Below are 16,678 nucleotides of genomic sequence, written 5' to 3'. Positions count from 1 at the left end.
CAACTACCGGTTAGATTTTCCGGCGTCCAGCGCGGTTATCGAATCAGCTTTTTGTAGAATGCATTCTAGCTCTTTGGACGTTAGGCCTTCAGCATGGATCACCCGCTTATCCTTCATAGTAATTATTACTTTGCGTCCGTGCTTTGCCCTAATGAATGCGATTACAACGCTGGCCATGGAGACCCACATACTGGCGTTCAGTACGACCTCAACAACGCCAGACGAAGCCATGGTTACGCCTGAGCGTTGCTCTTTCATTGACCAAGAAAGACCATTTTCGCCCATAAGCTCAATGATCGGGCGAAAGCTATCCTTGAAAAGATAAACTTTGAGAGCACTCATGGCTTCACCCCCTGAAATCTAACGCCTTGCTCACCGGTAAATTAGGAGCACAGCAACTTGTTAGCCATTTGCCAGCTGTGAGACAGTTTGAATAATTTCCTCGATTTCATATCTATCTACACCATCGTCATCACAATATTTTGATCTTTCTTTAATTTGTTCAGCTGTCATCCTTGGCCAGAACCTTTCCAATACATCATCTTTCCTAACGGTTAATGCTGTTGCGATTTTCTTTTTCGCATCACAGGTATCTGTGTACTCTATGTTGACATCATGAGAAGCTTGAAAAATCGCAGGGTCTAAATAGTTTTCAGGCTCTCTTTTCCTGGTAAGGAAAGCAATTTTTCCTTCTAACTTCAGTTCAGAGATCTTCTCCACATTCCTTGGGTTTTGAATTGGATCCCCTAGATCAGAATCCATTAGTATTCCCCACTCCAAACCCAGTTGATCAATAAGCTTCTTGGATACCCAGTGCTTTAGATTTCCACAGCCACCTATAGGAATGCAAGCTATGCCCAGTTCAGACAAGGTGTTTTCAATATCACCGTTAACCTTTAATTGCTCGGCGGAATGGTTAACAAATGTCACGTCGCTATGACCTTCTACCAGGAGAACCCCCCGTGATGATGCAATTTCACTTTCAGGAAGCACCCCTAGACTGATTGCTACCTTTTCAAGCACCTCATCTGACCCGTAAGTTATTTCAGGAGTGTTATTTTCATCTTTTTCGATAAAGCGAATAGACTCTATAGGCAGGAGTCCAGCCAACGCTGGGACATGCGTTGTTAATAAAATTTGACATTCAGGTCTGCATGACAAAGCGATTAGCGCTTCAATTAGCATGATTTGATAGCTTGGGTGCTGTGATGTTTCAGGCTCTTCAATAGCGTATATAACCTTAGGAGAGCTCTTTTCCACCCTAACCTTTTCCGCTTCAGCTCTAAAAAAGTTGAGCAAAACAAGTCTTCTAACACCGCTACCACGTTTATTTATCGGAACTCCACCCTCGCCATCTAACGTGAAATTAAAAGTCCACTTTGGCTTATCCTTAAATCTTGGGTATAATTCCGACGCCAGCGCCGGATCCATTTCTCGTAATTTTTCTTTCGTACGCTCTGCGACCTCCAAAACAGACTGTTCGATTTTTTCTTGGAGCTCATCTATTTCTTTTTGAAGTGACTTTTTGGCTTGATCTACCGCAATCTGAATTGGGTTTTTTGCCTCAGGATCAGAATCGTTACTCTCTCTGTCAGCCTTGAATAAGGCAAAAGCAGGCATTTCCGCCTCAATTTTCTTATATATATTTTTTGATTCTTTTTCCAGCGCACTGACATCCAAGTCGAAGTCCGTCAGTTGTAAGTCATCAAATTTTTTCCAGATGGCAGAACGCCATAAACTTGCAACTCGCTTATCCTCTACCTCTCCATCGATACCTAACGCTTTACCTCGAGCCTTTAATTCGGCTAGTTTTAAGCTGTGTAGATCATTAGCGCTTTCGATAGAAGGGTGCATGCAGCGAATTAAAATGGCAGGTGCCGAGACTGTTTTCTGCACCTTGTACACCTTCGATATTTCGATATCACCATTACTATTTAGCAGGTACTCATTTTTAAAGCTTGTGGGATAATTCTCATCAACAACGACGTCTCCAGATAACTCATCAAAAACACATGATATTTTTATCTCAGATTCACCGGAACCTACATTTTTATCATCACCATCTATTTTTACAGACTTGTTATTAAAGAAAATCTCGAGTGCCTCAAGAATAGTGGATTTTCCTGCGTCATTTCTTCCAGTGATACCCGTCAACCCATCCTCAAATGATATGGAGGTTTCCTCTTTATAGCCTCTGAAGTTTTTTATCTTCATTTCCTTGAGTCGCATAAAACCTCCTTAAATATGATTGAGTGGCTAACGACAAAATAAGTCACCGGTTGGAGCGCAAGCGCAAACCGGTCGGCTTAATTTACTGGTTAAACGATCGTTCGATCACTTCCCCATTGCTCTCATCGAATTCCCAGATCTCAACGTCCCCTGGTATCAAGTGACGATAATTTCGAATGTAGTATTCGGCCAGTGTTTCTTGCCGCCTTTCGCTCATATCTCTAAGGACGAAAAGAATTTTTCGGAACCCTGGTGGAGCGACGAGAAAATAATACATCGCTTCATTCCAGACAGTGAGCTTAGCACTTGGAACGTTATCATTTGGGGCCGTCCATTTATGCGACTTACACTCAACGAGGATTTTTTGTTCTTCGGAACCCAAATCGAAAGCATGCAGTTTGGAGATGCCATTCAGGCCGACAGAAACCTTAAAGTTCTTTTCTAGGTCCAGCCCGAATCTCGCAAACACCTTGAGGGCGACATTTTCGAAATCTCTGCCCACGTGCGCATTTGAGACTGAGCCAACTCTCTGGTGCGGCTTACTCATGGATTGCTTTTTCATTTAACGCTGAGGTAACCGGTACCGGAGCGCCAGCGGAGGGAACCAAGAGCGGTAAGTTTTTGGCGTCCGATTGACCGACTGGTTAGGTTTCACGCTACCCCCCACTCTTCCTTTTCGCTGTCAGTCATAGATGAGCAAATCTGACGGAAAGTATTGCTAAATTCAGAGCTGACGTTCCCATGGGCTCTATAGTTCGTCAGCAAATATCGCTTCACGGTATTCGGCCACTTACCTGCACTATGAGCATCATTAATGATGCCCTTCGCATCATGATAGCTAGTACCTTTCCGGACCTCGCCAAGTCTGCGTTCTAAATCTGAGAAGGTCCACTCATCAGACCGGGCCTCAAATTCATCCAGAAGTTCCTCTTTGTACTGCGCCCTTGGCATGCTTGCCTCCTTATTCATGAATAAATCTAACAGGTATTAGATAGCCGACTCTTTTGTTGACTTGAAAGCGCCGGCACGTTCAGGTCAATAAACGAGCGTAACAGATTGCATGTAACCTTATGAAAAACAAAGATATTAAGTATAGCTTGGCAACATAGCACCGAGAAACGTGCCGGCTTTATTTCCTGGGCATCGGGCTCAAGCCAGAGGCCAGCGCCCCCTCGCGCAGCAAGCTGCGCTCCTACGAAAAGCATCGTGGGGCACTCTTGGCGTGTCATTCCACAATCTCCGCCACCTTGCCCGCATCAAAAGCCAACCGCCCGGCAATCGCCTGCATGTCGTCGACCGGCCGCTCATAGCTCCAGGCCACATCGACGATATCGGGCAGGGAGTAATAAGTGCTATCGCCCTTGAACGGGCAGTGGGTGACGGTGGAGGAAATCGAAAGCTTCACCATATCCACATCCTCTTTCGGGATGTAGTGACGGTGTGGATAGCCTTTCTCGCGCAGTTCGATGGCGTTGCGGGTATCGGCGATCAGCGTGTCGCCAGCAAGGATGCGCACCCTCTGTGAATGCGTGTGCAGGATGATGTGAGATTCGGTGGTGTGATCGGCCATGGCAGTCCCTTGCTGGTTGGCTGATACCTCAGCCTAGAACGAGGGGGTCAGATTGTCACCGCTTGGTGACAATTTCACTTCGGCTTTTGATCTAGATCGGTCTTCCGGGACCGGCCCGCTCGCCTCCCACAAGCCCTTGCCCGCTTGGCGCCAACGCGCCTGCCCGCCATGATGGTGGCGTTTATCAACTGCGGGAGACTTCGGGATGAACCAGACACCACGCGCACCGGCGCCGCTGACGACGATGGGCGGCAGCTGCGTGCTGTTCGTGATGGCGGCGGACGCCGAATACGGCCCGCATCTGCGGGAGCGCTTCGTGCCCTTCATGACCGGCGTGGGGCCGGTGGAGGCGGCGGTGGAGCTCACCGCGGCGCTGGCGGAGCTTGCGGCGCGCGGGCAACGGCCGGACCTGGTGGTGTCGCTGGGCTCGGCGGGCAGCCGGGAGCTCGAGCAGACCGAGGTCTATCAGGCGACCTCGGTGGCCTACCGCGACATGGACGCCTCGCCGCTCGGCTTCCAGAAGGGCGTCACGCCCTTCCTCGACCTGCCGGACATCCTGCCCCTGCCGCTGCGCATTCCCGGGATTCGCGAGGCATCGCTCTCCACCGGCGCCAACATCGTCTCGGGCGCGGCCTATGCCGCCATCGCCGCCGACATGGTGGACATGGAGAGCTACGCCTGCCTGCGCGCCTGCACCCGCTTCGACGTGCCGCTGGTGGTGCTGCGCGGCATCTCGGACGGCAAGGCAGAGCTCAACCACGTCGACGACTGGACGGCGTATCTCCACGTCATCGACGAGAGGCTGGCCGCCGCCGTGGACCGGCTGGGCGAGGCGATCGGCGAGGGCTTGTTGACGGGCTGAGGCGCCACCGCCGAGGCCATGGGCGCGGCGCGTTATGGCGTGTTCACCAGCGCCATGTGCAGCAGCGGATAGGGCTTGCCCAAGCCGTCGAGCGGTGAGCGGTCGGTGACGGTAAACCCCTTGTGCCGGTAGAAGCCCAGCGCCTGCGGGTTCTGTTCGTTGACGTCTACACGGGTGGCGTCCTGGGCGGCCACCGCGTCATCCAGCAACAACGAGCCGATGCCGGCGCCGCGGGCCTGCGGCGCGATGAACAGCATCTCGATCTTGCCGTCGAGCACACCGCAGAAGCCCAGGATGTCACCGCTCCTGCCTTTGACGCACGTGAGATCGACGGCGCCGAAATACTGCTCGTAAATGAGCGGCTTCAGCTCCAGCAGGTCGTCTTCCCGCAGGAAATCGTGCGTCTCCCTGACCGATGCCTCCCAGACATCCAGCAGCTCACGATAGTCTTCCTTTTCGACACTCTCGACGTTCATCGAACACTCCCTGCTTGCGTCATGTACGGCTACCGCGCCGATAAAAGACGCCATGTCGCCTGCCGGTCAGAGATAGTCCCGCATCTCCGGGATCGGCGAGCTGGCTTCACAGTGTATGACCGCCATCACTCGGATGCCGTGGTGGTTCTCCAGCCGTTCCTGTTCCGGCTTGGACAGCAGGCCATTGGTTACCACCACGGCTTTTTCCGCTACCCGCCCGCGGGCTTCCTCTTCCAGGCGAGCCACCAGCTGCCGATATTCCGCCCGATGACGCTTCACATAGGCCAGTTGTTCGAAGGCATGCGGAATATCGCCGGCTCCCTTGAGTTCGACGAGCACGGCGGCCTGGCGTTGATTGCCCTGCCAGAGGAAGAGGCCATCGCACTTGGGCTGGTTATCACGCAACACGCAGCCATCCAGCACGACGGCGACGCCCCGTTCCCCTGCCTTGGGGGTCAGGCGAACCAGCTTGCCCTGTTCACCGAGCGTGTACTCCCCGAGGCACTGCGCCTGTGTGTTGCCCATCTTCCGACATACACAGTCCTGATATTCGCCCAGGTTCATGCCTCGCGGTGCTCCCACTCGATATCCCGCATCTCGTCATAAAGACGATTGATGGCATTGAAGTGGCCGAGCAGCTTGTCATCGAGCAGGCCCAGATCGACATCCATCAGCGACTGAGCCTCGTTCGGCGTCACGTGATAGGCGGCCACCGCTTCCGGGGAAAGCGGCAGCAGCGATCGGATGGTCTCGCTGGCAATGTCGAAGCCATCGAGCTGACTGCGCTTGAGGTGATTATTGAGCGCCTCGACGATGAAGGGGCTGTGCGTGGTGACGATGAACTGGGTATTGGGGAAGGTGGCGAGCAAGTCTCCCAGCACTCGCCGCTGCCACTCGGGATGCAGGTGCAGGTCGACTTCGTCGATCATCACCACCGCTTCGGCCGCCAGAGGATCGTCCAGCTGCGGGTTGGCCATGGCCATTCGCGAACTGAGGTCGATGACCAGCCCCAGCAGGGTCTGATAGCCATCGCTGAGCTGGGCGATATTCAACCACTCGCCTTCCTGCTTCACCGCGAAACGCAGCGGGTTGAGCTCGATATGCGGCTCGGAGAGGTCCGGAAATAACCGCGTGATGGCACGGCGGACGGCGTCCAGCTCCGGCAGTGTCACATCGAAGCTCTTGTGCTGCTTCTGAAGGCGATGCTCCTCGTTCTCCTTGTTGTAGAACCAGACGAAGGCCGACTTGAAGCGCGTATCGGCGTTCAGTGCATTGGTCAGGGCATCGAAGCGTTCGTGGGATTTGGGAAACCCCTTGCGACTCAGGGGCAGATCCAGCAGCGCGCGGCTGACGCCGTAATAGGCGAACACCGGCAGTTCGAAGGATTCGCCGGCGGCCCAGGGCTCGACCACGGAAGAGTCGAGGTACTGCTTGAGCGCCTTCACACCTCGTCCCGGGGGAATCTCGCCGGCTGTCTTCTTGCTGTTGTCGCGCCGCTGCAGGCGGTCCCAGCCCAGCCCCTGGGCAGTTTCCAGGCTAACCCGCGTGTAGGGAGCCAGGTGGTTATCCCTCTGATGGATATCGCCCCGTTTCTTGAAGGTCATGCCCGACACACCCGGCAGATAGGTGAGGATTTCACCGAGCCCGATGGCGATACCGTCCAGCAGCGTAGTCTTGCCGCTGCCATTCGCGCCCATCAGCAGGGTCAGACGCGGCCCCAATGTCATCGACAGAGATGGCTTGGCACGAAAGTTTTCCAATGTCAGGCACTTGAGCTTCATTCAGAGGCATTCCGCCGGAGAGGGTCAGGCATGGAAGTCTGGCATGTTAGCGAAGGACGGTCGACTGATCGCCCGGTGGGCCACTCGAATGGCAGGATCAGGTATCTGTTTCCCCCAAAAACTCCCCCGCGAACGCCTGGAAGGCGGGCGTCTCGTAGCCGCGGCGCCACAGCAGGCGCGTGCTGATGGTGCCCATCTCCAGCGTGGCCAGGTCGTCCGGCACGCGGCACAGTTCCAGCACGCTGCGCGGCAGCAGGGTGACGCAGGCGCCCGCAGCAACGGCCGCCACCATGGCGTGGTAGGAGCCCAGCTCCTGAATGCGCCACTCGCTCCCGGCGACGATGCCGAGCCGCTGTTCCGCCATGGCGCGGTAGGTGCAGCCCGGCTTGAAGGCGGCCAGGGTGCGGGGGCGAGTACGGGTGATAAGTTCCGCCGGCGCGGTGGCCTCGGCATCGACGGGCGGCAACAGCAGCAGCAGCGATTCCTCCCAGACCGGCACGCTCTGCAGTCCCATCTCGGCCAGGGCCGGCTCGTTCTCGAGCTCGGCGGGCAGGGCCACGAAGGCGCAGTCCAGCCGGCCGTCGCGCACCTCATCCATCAGCGGCCCCGAGGGACCGGTGCTGACCTCGAGCCGGGTCGCCGGATGGGCGCGGTTGAAGGCTGCCAGCGGCGCCGGCAGCCGGCTGGCCGCCGTGCTCTCCATGCTGCCGATACGCAGGCTGCCGCCATCGTCGCCGCCCACGGCCTGCCGGGCCTCGTCTTCCAGCGCCAGCAGGCGCTGCGCGTAGGCCAGGAAGCGCTGCCCCGCCGTCGACAGCGTGATGCGCTTGCCGAGGCGAACGAACAGCTCCGCGTCCAGCTCCGCCTCCAGCTGCTGAATGCGCGTGGTGACGTTGGAGGGCGCGCGCCCGAGCCGCGCGGCGGCACGCGTCATGCTCAGCTCGGCGGCGACGGCCTCGAAGATTCTCAGGGTTTCCAGATCCACATTATTCGCCTTTTGAAATCAATTAATCTATTTTATTCTCAATACGAGAACAAAAGAAAGCCATCGTTCCCGCGCTCGTGGAGGCCGTGCCCATGACATCGTCGAATCCCCTGACCGACCGGCTGGGCATCCAGCCAATCATCCAGGCGCCCATGGCCGGCGTGGCCACGCCGGAACTGGCGGCGGCCGTGTCGAATGCCGGCGGCCTGGGCTCGCTGGGGATCGGCGCCAGCGGCGTCGATAAGGCCCGGGCGATGATCGAGCGCACCCGGGCGCTGACGCCGCGCCCGTTCCACGTCAACGTCTTCTGCCATGCCCCCGCGGTGCGCGACCCGGCACGGGAGGCTACCTGGCTGTCGCACCTGGCGCCGCTGTTCCGGGAATATGACCGCGAGCCGCCGGCCGGGCTCGACGAGATCTACCGCAGCTTCGTGGAGGACGAGGCGGCCTTCGAGATGCTGCTCGAGACGCGCCCCGCCGTGGTCAGCTTTCACTTCGGCTTGCCGTCCGAGGCGCGGATACGCGCGTTGCACGAGGCCGGCATCTACACGCTGGCGACGGCGACCAGCCTGCAGGAGGCGAGAGGGATCCAGGCGCGGGGCGTCGATGCGATCGTGGCCCAGGGCGATGAGGCGGGCGGGCACCGCGGCTGCTTCGATCCGGCGGCGGACGATGAACGGCTGAGCACCTCCGTGCTCGTCCGCCGGCTGGTCAGGGAGATGGACCTGCCGATCGTCGCGGCCGGCGGCATCATGGATGGCCAGGGCATTCGCTCGGCCCTGGCGCTGGGCGCCTGCGCCGCCCAGCTGGGGACGGCCTTCCTGCTGTGTCCGGAATCGGCGGCCAACGAGGGCTATCGCGCGGCCCTCAAGAGCGAGCGCGCCGAGACGACCCGCATGACCACGGCGCTGTCCGGGCGCCCGGCGCGCGGCATCCTCAATCGCCTGATGCGCCATGCCGAGGCCTCGTCCGATGCCACGACCGGGGCGACGACCAGGACCATGCCGCCGGCCTATCCGCTGGCGTACGACGCGGCCAAGCGGCTCAACGCGGCGGCGGCCGAGCGCGGTGATCATGACTTCGCGGCGCACTGGGCCGGACAAGGGGCGCCGCTGGCGCGCGAACTCCCCGCCGGCGAGCTGGTGAGCCGGCTGCTTCAGGAGTGGCAAGGCGACGCCTGACGGCACGGGCACGGCCGTTCCCCGAGTGCCCAGCGGTGCCGTCGCTGAACACGCCCGGGGTGTCGGCGGCTGGCCGAGGCTTTAGGATGAGAGGCGACCCTTCGGCATCGAGCTCAAGGAGGCGCCATGCCTGCCACGCGCACGACCTCGCCCGCCCTGGAACGGGCCCACCTGGTGTGGGACCTGTTCATCATCACGCTGGTGATCGCCAACCTGGGGCTGCTGCTGTTCGACAGCCTGTTCCTGCTGCCGCCGCTGAACGCCGCCTTCGAGGCCGTGGCGCCCGGGCTGTACGGCGCCTACGAGCAGCACATCCACGCCAACTTCCTGACCATCGACCTGGCGTTCGTGGCCGTCTTCCTGTTCGACGTGCTGCTGGGCTGGGCGGTGGCCATCGCCGAGCGCCACTACCACCGCTGGTTCTTCTACCCCTTCGTGCACTGGTACGACGTGCTCGGCTGCATCCCGCTGGGCGGCTTCCGGCTGCTGCGTGTGCTGCGCGTGATCTCGCTGCTGCACCGCCTGCAGCGCATGGGGCTGATCGACGTACGCCGCTGGTATATCTACAGCGTATTCGCCAAGTACTACGACATCCTGCTGGAGGAACTGACCGACCGCATCGCCATCCGCATGCTCGACAACGTGCAGCAGGAGATCCGCGCCGGCGACGGGCTCTCGGCCCCGGTGATCGAGCGCGTGGTGCAGCCGCGCAAGCAGGCGCTGATTCGCGAGATCAGCCAGCGGCTGGAGGCCATGGCCGGCGACGCTTACGACCGCAACCGCGACGACACCCTGCGCTACGTGCGCGGGCTGGTCGGCCGCACCCTGGCGGAGAGCCCGGAGCTCAAGCGGCTGTCGCGCCTGCCGATGGGCGGCCCGCTGACCCGCGGGCTCGAGGCCTCGCTCTCCGACCTGGCCTGCCACCTGGTCGACGAGGCGCTGGCGGGGCTGAAGTCGTCGGAGTTCTCCAGCCTGGTGGAACACCTGGCCGAGAGCGGCTTCGATGCCTGGCTGCGCACCGACCCCGAGACCGAACAGATCACCGAGCAGGTGCTGGTGGACATGCTGGATCTGCTCAAGGAACAGATCGCGGTAAAGGGCTGGCAGCACAAGTATCAATAACTAGGGCGAGTAAGGAGATTGGATACTCCACGTAGACACAGACTGCCGCGCCCAACTCTGGGCGCGGCGCAATAGCAGAACGTATCCATGCGTCACATGGCGAGAAGCCCCAGACTTATCGACTTCTCAGCGCTGGAGGCTCCAGTTATCGCTTGAAAGCGAATCTTTCGGCGACAACATGGGCACCATCGCCAGCTGAGCGAGAATGCCGATCAGCATGATGACCCAGGCCACCGCCAGATCATCGAATACGCCTCTCAGCAGGCCGGCCACGAACGGCATGAGGCTTGCAATAATGTATCCACCTCCCTGTACGAAGCCCATCAGCGCCCCCGCCTGATTCGCCTTCTGCAGATGATCGACCACGATGATGAGCGACATGGGAAACAAGCCGCCGATGCCGAACCCCAACAGCAGCAGCGCAGGAACCGCCAGCGTGGCCGGCGCCAGCAGAAGGCAGACCAGTCCCAGAGCAATGAGAGCGAGGATGGCGTACAAGACGGGGCGCCGGTCGGAGAAACGATCCACCACAGACGACAGGCCCACCGCGGCAATGACTTGCGCCAAGGTCAAGCCAGCCAGAATCAGGCCACTTGCGGTGCTGGACCAGCCGAGGTCTACATAGAACGGCGGCAGCCAGGCCAGAACGAGCGTGTAGGCCGATGTGCCGATACCGAAAAAGAGCATCAGATACCAAGCCCGCCCTGACGATACTGGCAGTCCTGGACCGACTGCTCCACCGGACGCTGAGCTATCAACCGTCACTTTTTGCCAGCCAATCAAAGCCATGATCGCCAGCACGCCCCAGATAGCCAATGACAGCGGCCAGTCACCCATCGACGATAGTGGCGCCACGAGCGACGAGGACAACATAGCGCCAGCCATGATGCCCACCGTGTAAAGGGCCATCAGCTGTCCGGCCTTGTCACCGTGATCCCGCTTGATCATGCCGGGTAGCACGGCCTGAATCACGGCGATGCCGATCCCCCCCAGCAGGGCGGTCACGATAAGCCCTGATACCTCATGGAAATAGAGCCTGGCGAACGTCGCGGCACCCAGCGCTATCAGCCCATAAAGTACCGTGCGCTCGACGCCCAGTGTGCGCTGCAGCAGGCCACCTAACAGCGCAAACAGCCCCATGGCGAAGACCGGCAGCGTGGTCAGCAGGCCAGCGGAGGTGTCGTTCACTCCGGTATCGGCCTGAATCATTTCGAGGATAGGGCCTATCGACGCCATGATGGGACGAAGATTCATCCCCACCAGAACGATAGTGGCCGCGAACATCATGTAACGCCTTGCATTGACTTGTGGCACGGGCAACCTCAACAATTGAATTCACACCAAGATGCTCGATGGAAAGAATCTTTATGTCAAGACAAATAGACATCCCCTCCAACCGTGCCGATCTGGCCTATCAGCAATGGCAGCGCGAGTGTCCTGAATTGGATGCCTCGGTGATGTCGCTGTTCGGCCGCCTGATAGAGGCGACCGAGATGCTCAACAGGCTCCATGTTGAGCATCTCAACAAGTCGTATGGTCTGCGACGCGGCGAGTTCGACGTGCTGGCGACGCTTCGGCGCTCGGGTGCACCCTATGCGCTTTCCCCTACCGAGCTGTACCGCTCCATGATGGTGTCCTCAGGGGGCATGACCAATCGACTCGACAGGCTGGAGAAAGCGGAACTGGTCCGTCGCCGACGCAGCAGCGAGGATCGGAGAGCCGTCATCGTCGAGCTGACCGACAAGGGGCTCGAACAGATCGACGCCATTCTGCCGGAACATCTAGCGGGTCAGGAGAAGCTGCTCGAATCGCTGGATAGCGGACAGCGCGAAGCGTTAGACAGGCTACTCGCCAGCCTCATCGAGTCCATGTCACAGCAGGAAAAGTGAGTGCCACACCGGCACAAGCGACGGTGGTGAAACATTAAGAAATACTGAATCAGTCTGGCGCCTCCAGCGGAGCCGGGGCGCCTTCGAGCCGCTTGCCCATGATGCACAGGCTATAGTCGCGACCGTCCATGCGGGCGACATCCAGCAGTCGGCCCCACTCCTGGTAGCCACTGGCACGCAGCAGGCGCAGGCTCGGCGTGTTGTGGGCGAACAGGTAACCGACGAGGGTGTGGATATCCAGACTTGGAGCCAGCGCTTCCGCTCGCTGCAGCAGCCGCTTCCCGAGCAGCCTGCCCTGGTATTCCGGCGCGATATAGATGCTCAGCTCGGCCGTGTGGGCATACGCCGGCCGGCCGTAGAAGTCCTCGAAGCTCATCCAGGCGACGATGTCGCCCTGGTCCTCGCCGACCAGCAGCGGGCGCCGCTGCGGCTCGTGCCGGTGGAACCACTCACGTCGGGATTCCGGGGTCACCGTCTCGGTATCCGCTGTCGAGCGTCGGCTCGGCACCGCGGCATTGTAGATCTCGACGATCCTCGGCAGGTCCCTCTCGGCTGCCAGCCTGATGTCCATCACGGATGCTTGGCTCATCTGAATCCTCTCGCGTCTCCGATGGAAGAAAAGCGCCATCAGGGGCCGATACCTCGACTACCCCGATGGCGCCCCGCAAGCTGGCGATGTCTTATCGTTATCTGGACCTCAGCCTAGCAGCCAGGTGGCATGGCCTGTCGCCGCAGCGCTCCCCGTCACGATGACCGGGAGCTGTTTCTGGACTTATCCGCCTCGTCTTCTTCGGAAGAGGCGTCGGCGGACGCCTCGGCCAGCGCCTCCTGCTCTTCCAGTTCCTCCGGATCCTCCAGCGGCTCGCCTTCCTCGTTCTGGAGCTGGTGGTCGTAGGCCGCCTGCAGGCCGGTGTCTTCCTCGGCGGCCTGTTCTTCCTCTTCGTCGCCATGCTCGATATGGCCGGGATAGAACGGCGAGAGGATGGACACCAGGATGCCGAGCGCGGCGAACATGGAGAACGCCGTCGCATAACCGAAGGCGTCGACCAGCCCGCCGACCACCGGCGAGCCGGTGGCCTGCCCCACCGACACCGCCATGAAGGGCAGCACCGGCCCGACCGACAGCCGGCCCGGCAGCAGGCGGATGCCGGTCATCAGGTAGAGCCCGGTCAGGCTCATGTAGGCCAGGCCGAAGACCAGCGCGGAGAACGCCGCCAGCGGCGTCTGGGCGGGGCTGGCCGCGAGCAGCGCCAGGCTGGCGGCCAACATCATCAGCATCAGCGCGTGGGTGATCGGCGGGTTGTTGCGGTCGGCCAGGTCGGCCACCACGGCGCCGCCGAGGCCGGCGATGCCCACCGCCAGCCACAGCCAGCCGGTGGAGGCCGGCGACAGGCCGCCGAGGGTGACGACCAGGTCGGGCGCGAAGATCCAGTAGGCGGACGAGACGAAGCCCATCACGAAGGCGAACAGCGACAGCCGCACGAGGCGCGACCAGGGCAGTTCGGGCAGCGGCGGCGGCGGCGCGGCGTTCGAGGGCACGATCCGCGACACCGAGGGCAGGAACCACCAGGCGGCGATCACGCCGACGGCGGTGCAGATCGCGAACGAGAGATAGGCCAGCCGCCAGGCGCCGACCATGAACAGCACCGTGGGTACGGCGACGATCACGCCGATGCTGGTGCCGGCGTTCATCACCGAGCTGACGCGCCCGTGCAGCGAGCGCCTCACCATCGCCTGCATGGCGGCCGTGAGCGCCGGCATCATCAGGCCGGTGCAGATGCCGCAGGCGAACACGCCCGAGCCCAGCATCAGCGCGTCGGAGGCCTGGCTGATCAGCCCCAGGCCCCCGACGCCGAACAGGCCGGACAGCACCGCCGTGTTGCGGGCGCCGAGATGGTCGGTGATGAAGGGCGCGACCACCGTGGACAGCAGGAAGCTGATCAGCGGCAGCGCGCCGATGATGCCGATGGCGTAGGGCGTGAGCTCCAGCGCGTCGCGGATCTGCGGCACGAACAGGCCGAAGGCGAAACGCGCCAGCCCGTAGCTGATCGCGACCAGCGCCGCCCCGAGAATCGCGAATCCCGTACTCGAAAGAGACTTCATGACACCTCCGCCAGGCTCGCCGGGCTGATAATCCGTGGATGGTCATCGATACCGACTGGTATATGCCGATATGCGCGACCTTGCCAGCTACCCCGGGCGATATGCCACCCTATAACGACCACACCGTGTTGCCCCGCGACGGGCACGACCAAGGTGTCATTCACTCGCCGACGGAAAGGAGTCTTCCCATGAGCGACCGGAATGCCTACGAACAGAAGCTGCGCGCCAAGCTGGACGAGATGCAGGCCGAGGTGGACAAGCTGAAGGCCCGCGCCAAGGGCGCCGAGGCCGACCAGCGCATCGAGCACGAGAAGGAAGTCGACGAGCTCGAGGCCAAGCGTGACGAGATGCGTCAGAAGCTCGACGAGCTGCGCGACGCCAGCGACGACGCCTGGGACGACATCAAGGCCGGCGCGGAACGTGCCTGGGGCTCGCTGAGCGATTCCCTCGAGAAGGCCCGCTCACGCTTCAAGTGATCGCCCACGCTTCCCCGCGCTAGCCCCTCGCCCCGGCCCTTCCTGGCCGGGGCCACCCATGACGATCGACCAAGGCCTCTGGGCTTTTACCCTAGCCGATCACAGGATGATGTGCGGTACGAAGCAGCTGGTGTCCTTGGTGATGCGCCCCTTGTCCTCGCGGATGCCGATGCCGCAGGCGCGATCTCCCACCACCCAGCTTCCGATCAGCGCGTGCTCCTCGCCGAATCTCGGCATGGGATGGTAGGCCTGAAGAATGTGCGGGCTATCGGTGTAGGGGCCGGCCACCGACTCGCGCTCGCCGCCGGGCGTGACCAGCTCGATGTTGCTGCCCTCCCGCGAGAAGAACGGCTTGCGCACCCAGCCGCTGCTCAGCGGCTGGCGGGGATCGTCATCGAAGTAGGCCGGCAACAGGTTGGGATGCCCCTCGTTCCATTCCCACAGCAGCGGCAGGATGCCCTTGTTGCTGAGGATGGTCTTCCAGGGCGGCTCGAACCAGTGGGTGTCTCTCTCCGGCACCTGGCTGCCGAACTCGTCGTCGGCCATTTCCTCCCAGGGATAGAGCTTGAAGATGGCCTGGATCGGCTTGTCCTCATGATCGAGGAAATGCCGCTCGCCTTCGCGCAGGCCGATGTCCTCGATGTAGACGAAGGGGGCGTCCACGCCGGCCTGGATCGCGCAGTCCTGCAGATACTCGACGGTGGCGCGGTCTTCCACGTGATCCTTGATGCTGGAGAAGTGCATCTCCGGCGTCACCAGGCGCTGGCCGATATGAGCGAAGGCGCCGATCAGCTTTTCCTGGATCGAGTTGAACTGGTCGGCATGCCAGGGGATCAGCCCCTGTTCCATCGCCTGTTCGAGCCACACCCACTGGAAGAAGCCCGCCTCGTAGATCGAGGTCGGCGTATCGTAGTTGAGCTCGAGCAGCTTGGCCTTGCCCTGGCCGTCGTAGGCCAGATCCATGCGCCCATACAGCTGGGGCTGACCGCTCCACCAGGAGGACCGCACGCTTTCCCACATGAATTCGGGAATGCACAGCTTGTCGAGTAGCGCATCGGAGCGGCAGACGCGCTCTACCGCTTCCATGCACATCTCGTGCAGCTCTTCGGTGGGCGCCTCGATATCCTCCTCGATCTGTCGCAGGGTGAACTGGTAATAGGCCTCCTCTCGCCAGTAGGCCTCACCGTCGATGGTATGGAAATGAAACCCCAGGTCCTTGGCCAGGTCTTTCCAGGCTTTGCGCTCTTGCACGGGGATTTTCAACATGGGCTTGTCTCTAGGAGGAAGTCAGAAGGGGGAAGCAAGCAGGGCATCGACGAACAAGCCCCGGGGAATCACCGGGGCTTGCTGGGTGCAACGCCGTCGCTGTCGCGTCAGGAGCCGAAGCCGCCCCGCGCCGAGGAGCGAGAACCGAAGCCGCTGCGGGAGGTCGAGCGATAGGACCGGGAGGCTCGATTCTGGCTCTGGACCGAATTACGCATCGATACCTTTGTATTCCGCATTCGGGAGGACGCCCGCGACGATGCCGCCGACCAATCTCCCTGATTCCCATCAGCGCGAGTGTAGATGGGCTCCTGATATGGGCGGTTGACCATATGGCCGCGGCTGGACGAAGCGGTCATGTTGCCGACCATATACCCCATCATGACCGGTACGAATGAGCTACTGCTGCCGCTATGGGTCTGCGGGGCGGGCTGGCAGCCATCGTCCCCGTGAAATACTTCACACATACCTTCCGAGTGATAACGCGGCAGGTCCCACTGCGCCTCCTCGTAGGCCGACTGACAGGCCTGCTGGGTATAGATCCCCCCCTCCACGCACTCCTCGACGCTGCGATAGGTTTCGGTATCATCGAACTCCACGTTGCTCAGCGTCTCGGGAGGCGTACTGTCACCACAGCCCGACAGGGCCGTGGCCGCGCCGGCGCCCATCAGCGCCAGGGTGATGCGCATGCTGCGCTTGCGCCGCGGAAGGTGCTTGTTGGCGTTGTCCATAACGTTTCCT

Annotated in this window: 19 protein-coding genes; 5 read left to right on the top strand and 14 right to left on the bottom strand. The window is 60.6% G+C overall.

The annotated features are described in order from the left end of the window. Positions 1 to 3 precede the first annotated feature (3 nt). The 5 genes from QWG60_RS02685 to QWG60_RS02665 all read right to left on the bottom strand — a co-directional run bounded on the left by QWG60_RS02685 (position 4) and on the right by QWG60_RS02665 (position 3,799). Positions 4 to 342, bottom strand: coding sequence for a hypothetical protein (locus QWG60_RS02685; RefSeq protein ID WP_146907690.1), 339 nt, complete (start codon positions 340 to 342; stop codon positions 4 to 6). A 60-nt stretch (positions 343 to 402) separates the two neighbouring features. Continuing rightward, a complete protein-coding gene (locus tag QWG60_RS02680) occupies positions 403 to 2,229 on the bottom strand; it encodes an AAA family ATPase (RefSeq protein WP_146907692.1) in 1,827 nt (608 codons plus the stop codon). An 82-nt stretch (positions 2,230 to 2,311) separates the two neighbouring features. Continuing rightward, positions 2,312 to 2,776, bottom strand: coding sequence for a hypothetical protein (locus QWG60_RS02675; RefSeq protein ID WP_146907694.1), 465 nt, complete (start codon positions 2,774 to 2,776; stop codon positions 2,312 to 2,314). A 104-nt stretch (positions 2,777 to 2,880) separates the two neighbouring features. Next, positions 2,881 to 3,180: a hypothetical protein gene (locus QWG60_RS02670; protein ID WP_146907696.1), complete on the bottom strand. Its 300-nt coding sequence runs from the start codon at positions 3,178 to 3,180 to the stop codon at positions 2,881 to 2,883. Positions 3,181 to 3,454: 274 nt separating this feature from the next. Beyond that, complete coding sequence (locus tag QWG60_RS02665) at positions 3,455 to 3,799, bottom strand: DUF427 domain-containing protein (protein WP_146907698.1); 345 nt, start codon at positions 3,797 to 3,799, stop codon at positions 3,455 to 3,457. A gap of 205 nt (positions 3,800 to 4,004) precedes the next feature. Between QWG60_RS02665 and QWG60_RS02660 the strand changes: the two genes are divergently transcribed. Next, a complete protein-coding gene (locus QWG60_RS02660) occupies positions 4,005 to 4,661 on the top strand; it encodes a 5'-methylthioadenosine/S-adenosylhomocysteine nucleosidase (protein WP_146907700.1) in 657 nt (218 codons plus the stop codon). 32 nt (positions 4,662 to 4,693) lie between these two features. On the opposite strand, the gene QWG60_RS02655 is transcribed toward QWG60_RS02660, so the two are convergent. The 4 genes from QWG60_RS02655 to QWG60_RS02640 all read right to left on the bottom strand — a co-directional run bounded on the left by QWG60_RS02655 (position 4,694) and on the right by QWG60_RS02640 (position 7,903). Further along, a complete protein-coding gene (locus tag QWG60_RS02655; RefSeq protein ID WP_146907702.1) occupies positions 4,694 to 5,137 on the bottom strand; it encodes a GNAT family N-acetyltransferase in 444 nt (147 codons plus the stop codon). Positions 5,138 to 5,203: 66 nt separating this feature from the next. Beyond that, positions 5,204 to 5,701, bottom strand: a complete 498-nt coding sequence (locus QWG60_RS02650) for a hypothetical protein (protein ID WP_186810040.1) — start codon at positions 5,699 to 5,701, stop codon at positions 5,204 to 5,206. Then, entirely contained in the window at positions 5,698 to 6,918 is a 1,221-nt protein-coding gene (locus QWG60_RS02645; protein WP_146907704.1) for an AAA family ATPase, read from the bottom strand. The genes QWG60_RS02650 and QWG60_RS02645 overlap by 4 nt, the downstream gene beginning before the upstream one ends. 97 nt (positions 6,919 to 7,015) lie before the next feature. After that, positions 7,016 to 7,903 carry a LysR family transcriptional regulator gene (locus QWG60_RS02640; RefSeq protein WP_146907706.1) on the bottom strand — a complete coding sequence of 296 codons (888 nt, stop codon included), beginning with the start codon at positions 7,901 to 7,903 and terminating at the stop codon, positions 7,016 to 7,018. A 92-nt stretch (positions 7,904 to 7,995) separates the two neighbouring features. Between QWG60_RS02640 and QWG60_RS02635 the strand changes: the two genes are divergently transcribed. Next, positions 7,996 to 9,084: an NAD(P)H-dependent flavin oxidoreductase gene (locus QWG60_RS02635; RefSeq protein WP_146907708.1), complete on the top strand. Its 1,089-nt coding sequence runs from the start codon at positions 7,996 to 7,998 to the stop codon at positions 9,082 to 9,084. 126 nt (positions 9,085 to 9,210) lie between these two features. Further along, positions 9,211 to 10,206, top strand: coding sequence for an ion transporter (locus QWG60_RS02630; RefSeq protein ID WP_146907710.1), 996 nt, complete (start codon positions 9,211 to 9,213; stop codon positions 10,204 to 10,206). Positions 10,207 to 10,332: 126 nt separating this feature from the next. Here QWG60_RS02630 and QWG60_RS02625 read toward each other — a convergent pair whose 3' ends face one another. Then, positions 10,333 to 11,520, bottom strand: a complete 1,188-nt coding sequence (locus tag QWG60_RS02625; RefSeq protein ID WP_246124622.1) for an MFS transporter — start codon at positions 11,518 to 11,520, stop codon at positions 10,333 to 10,335. Between the two features lie 38 nt (positions 11,521 to 11,558). Here QWG60_RS02625 and QWG60_RS02620 point away from each other — a divergent pair, with 38 nt between their 5' ends. Next, a complete protein-coding gene (locus tag QWG60_RS02620) occupies positions 11,559 to 12,095 on the top strand; it encodes a MarR family winged helix-turn-helix transcriptional regulator (RefSeq protein WP_246124623.1) in 537 nt (178 codons plus the stop codon). 49 nt (positions 12,096 to 12,144) lie between these two features. Here QWG60_RS02620 and QWG60_RS02615 read toward each other — a convergent pair whose 3' ends face one another. Next, entirely contained in the window at positions 12,145 to 12,684 is a 540-nt protein-coding gene (locus QWG60_RS02615) for a GNAT family N-acetyltransferase (protein WP_246124624.1), read from the bottom strand. Positions 12,685 to 12,839: 155 nt separating this feature from the next. Continuing rightward, positions 12,840 to 14,198, bottom strand: a complete 1,359-nt coding sequence (locus tag QWG60_RS02610; protein ID WP_146907712.1) for an MFS transporter — start codon at positions 14,196 to 14,198, stop codon at positions 12,840 to 12,842. A 188-nt stretch (positions 14,199 to 14,386) separates the two neighbouring features. Between QWG60_RS02610 and QWG60_RS02605 the strand changes: the two genes are divergently transcribed. Further along, positions 14,387 to 14,674 carry a sll1863 family stress response protein gene (locus QWG60_RS02605; protein WP_107181313.1) on the top strand — a complete coding sequence of 96 codons (288 nt, stop codon included), beginning with the start codon at positions 14,387 to 14,389 and terminating at the stop codon, positions 14,672 to 14,674. 99 nt (positions 14,675 to 14,773) lie between these two features. Here QWG60_RS02605 and QWG60_RS02600 read toward each other — a convergent pair whose 3' ends face one another. Continuing rightward, entirely contained in the window at positions 14,774 to 15,940 is a 1,167-nt protein-coding gene (locus tag QWG60_RS02600) for a glutathionylspermidine synthase family protein (protein WP_146907714.1), read from the bottom strand. Between the two features lie 107 nt (positions 15,941 to 16,047). Beyond that, positions 16,048 to 16,668, bottom strand: coding sequence for a DUF1190 domain-containing protein (locus QWG60_RS02595; protein ID WP_146907716.1), 621 nt, complete (start codon positions 16,666 to 16,668; stop codon positions 16,048 to 16,050). Positions 16,669 to 16,678 lie beyond the last annotated feature (10 nt).

The sequence above is a fragment of the Halomonas halophila genome (genome assembly GCF_030406665.1).
Taxonomy (GTDB): Bacteria; Pseudomonadota; Gammaproteobacteria; order Pseudomonadales; family Halomonadaceae; genus Halomonas; species Halomonas halophila.
This window is presented reverse-complemented; position numbering and strand designations above follow the sequence as displayed.

Bases quoted from the DNA above. Each gene is read 5' to 3' on its own strand.
- QWG60_RS02670 (WP_146907696.1), bottom strand. From the start codon at position 3,180: ATGCCAAGGGCGCAGTACAAAGAGGAACTTCTGGATGAATTTGAGGCC.
- QWG60_RS02630 (WP_146907710.1), top strand. From the start codon at position 9,211: ATGCCTGCCACGCGCACGACCTCGCCCGCCCTGGAACGGGCCCACCTG.
- QWG60_RS02600 (WP_146907714.1), bottom strand. From the start codon at position 15,940: ATGTTGAAAATCCCCGTGCAAGAGCGCAAAGCCTGGAAAGACCTGGCC.
- QWG60_RS02615 (WP_246124624.1), bottom strand. From the start codon at position 12,684: ATGAGCCAAGCATCCGTGATGGACATCAGGCTGGCAGCCGAGAGGGAC.
- QWG60_RS02605 (WP_107181313.1), top strand. From the start codon at position 14,387: ATGAGCGACCGGAATGCCTACGAACAGAAGCTGCGCGCCAAGCTGGAC.
- QWG60_RS02595 (WP_146907716.1), bottom strand. From the start codon at position 16,668: ATGGACAACGCCAACAAGCACCTTCCGCGGCGCAAGCGCAGCATGCGC.
- QWG60_RS02655 (WP_146907702.1), bottom strand. From the start codon at position 5,137: ATGAACGTCGAGAGTGTCGAAAAGGAAGACTATCGTGAGCTGCTGGAT.
- QWG60_RS02650 (WP_186810040.1), bottom strand. From the start codon at position 5,701: ATGAACCTGGGCGAATATCAGGACTGTGTATGTCGGAAGATGGGCAAC.
- QWG60_RS02610 (WP_146907712.1), bottom strand. From the start codon at position 14,198: ATGAAGTCTCTTTCGAGTACGGGATTCGCGATTCTCGGGGCGGCGCTG.
- QWG60_RS02665 (WP_146907698.1), bottom strand. From the start codon at position 3,799: ATGGCCGATCACACCACCGAATCTCACATCATCCTGCACACGCATTCA.
- QWG60_RS02660 (WP_146907700.1), top strand. From the start codon at position 4,005: ATGAACCAGACACCACGCGCACCGGCGCCGCTGACGACGATGGGCGGC.
- QWG60_RS02685 (WP_146907690.1), bottom strand. From the start codon at position 342: ATGAGTGCTCTCAAAGTTTATCTTTTCAAGGATAGCTTTCGCCCGATC.
- QWG60_RS02675 (WP_146907694.1), bottom strand. From the start codon at position 2,776: ATGAGTAAGCCGCACCAGAGAGTTGGCTCAGTCTCAAATGCGCACGTG.
- QWG60_RS02645 (WP_146907704.1), bottom strand. From the start codon at position 6,918: ATGAAGCTCAAGTGCCTGACATTGGAAAACTTTCGTGCCAAGCCATCT.
- QWG60_RS02620 (WP_246124623.1), top strand. From the start codon at position 11,559: ATGGAAAGAATCTTTATGTCAAGACAAATAGACATCCCCTCCAACCGT.
- QWG60_RS02680 (WP_146907692.1), bottom strand. From the start codon at position 2,229: ATGCGACTCAAGGAAATGAAGATAAAAAACTTCAGAGGCTATAAAGAG.
- QWG60_RS02635 (WP_146907708.1), top strand. From the start codon at position 7,996: ATGACATCGTCGAATCCCCTGACCGACCGGCTGGGCATCCAGCCAATC.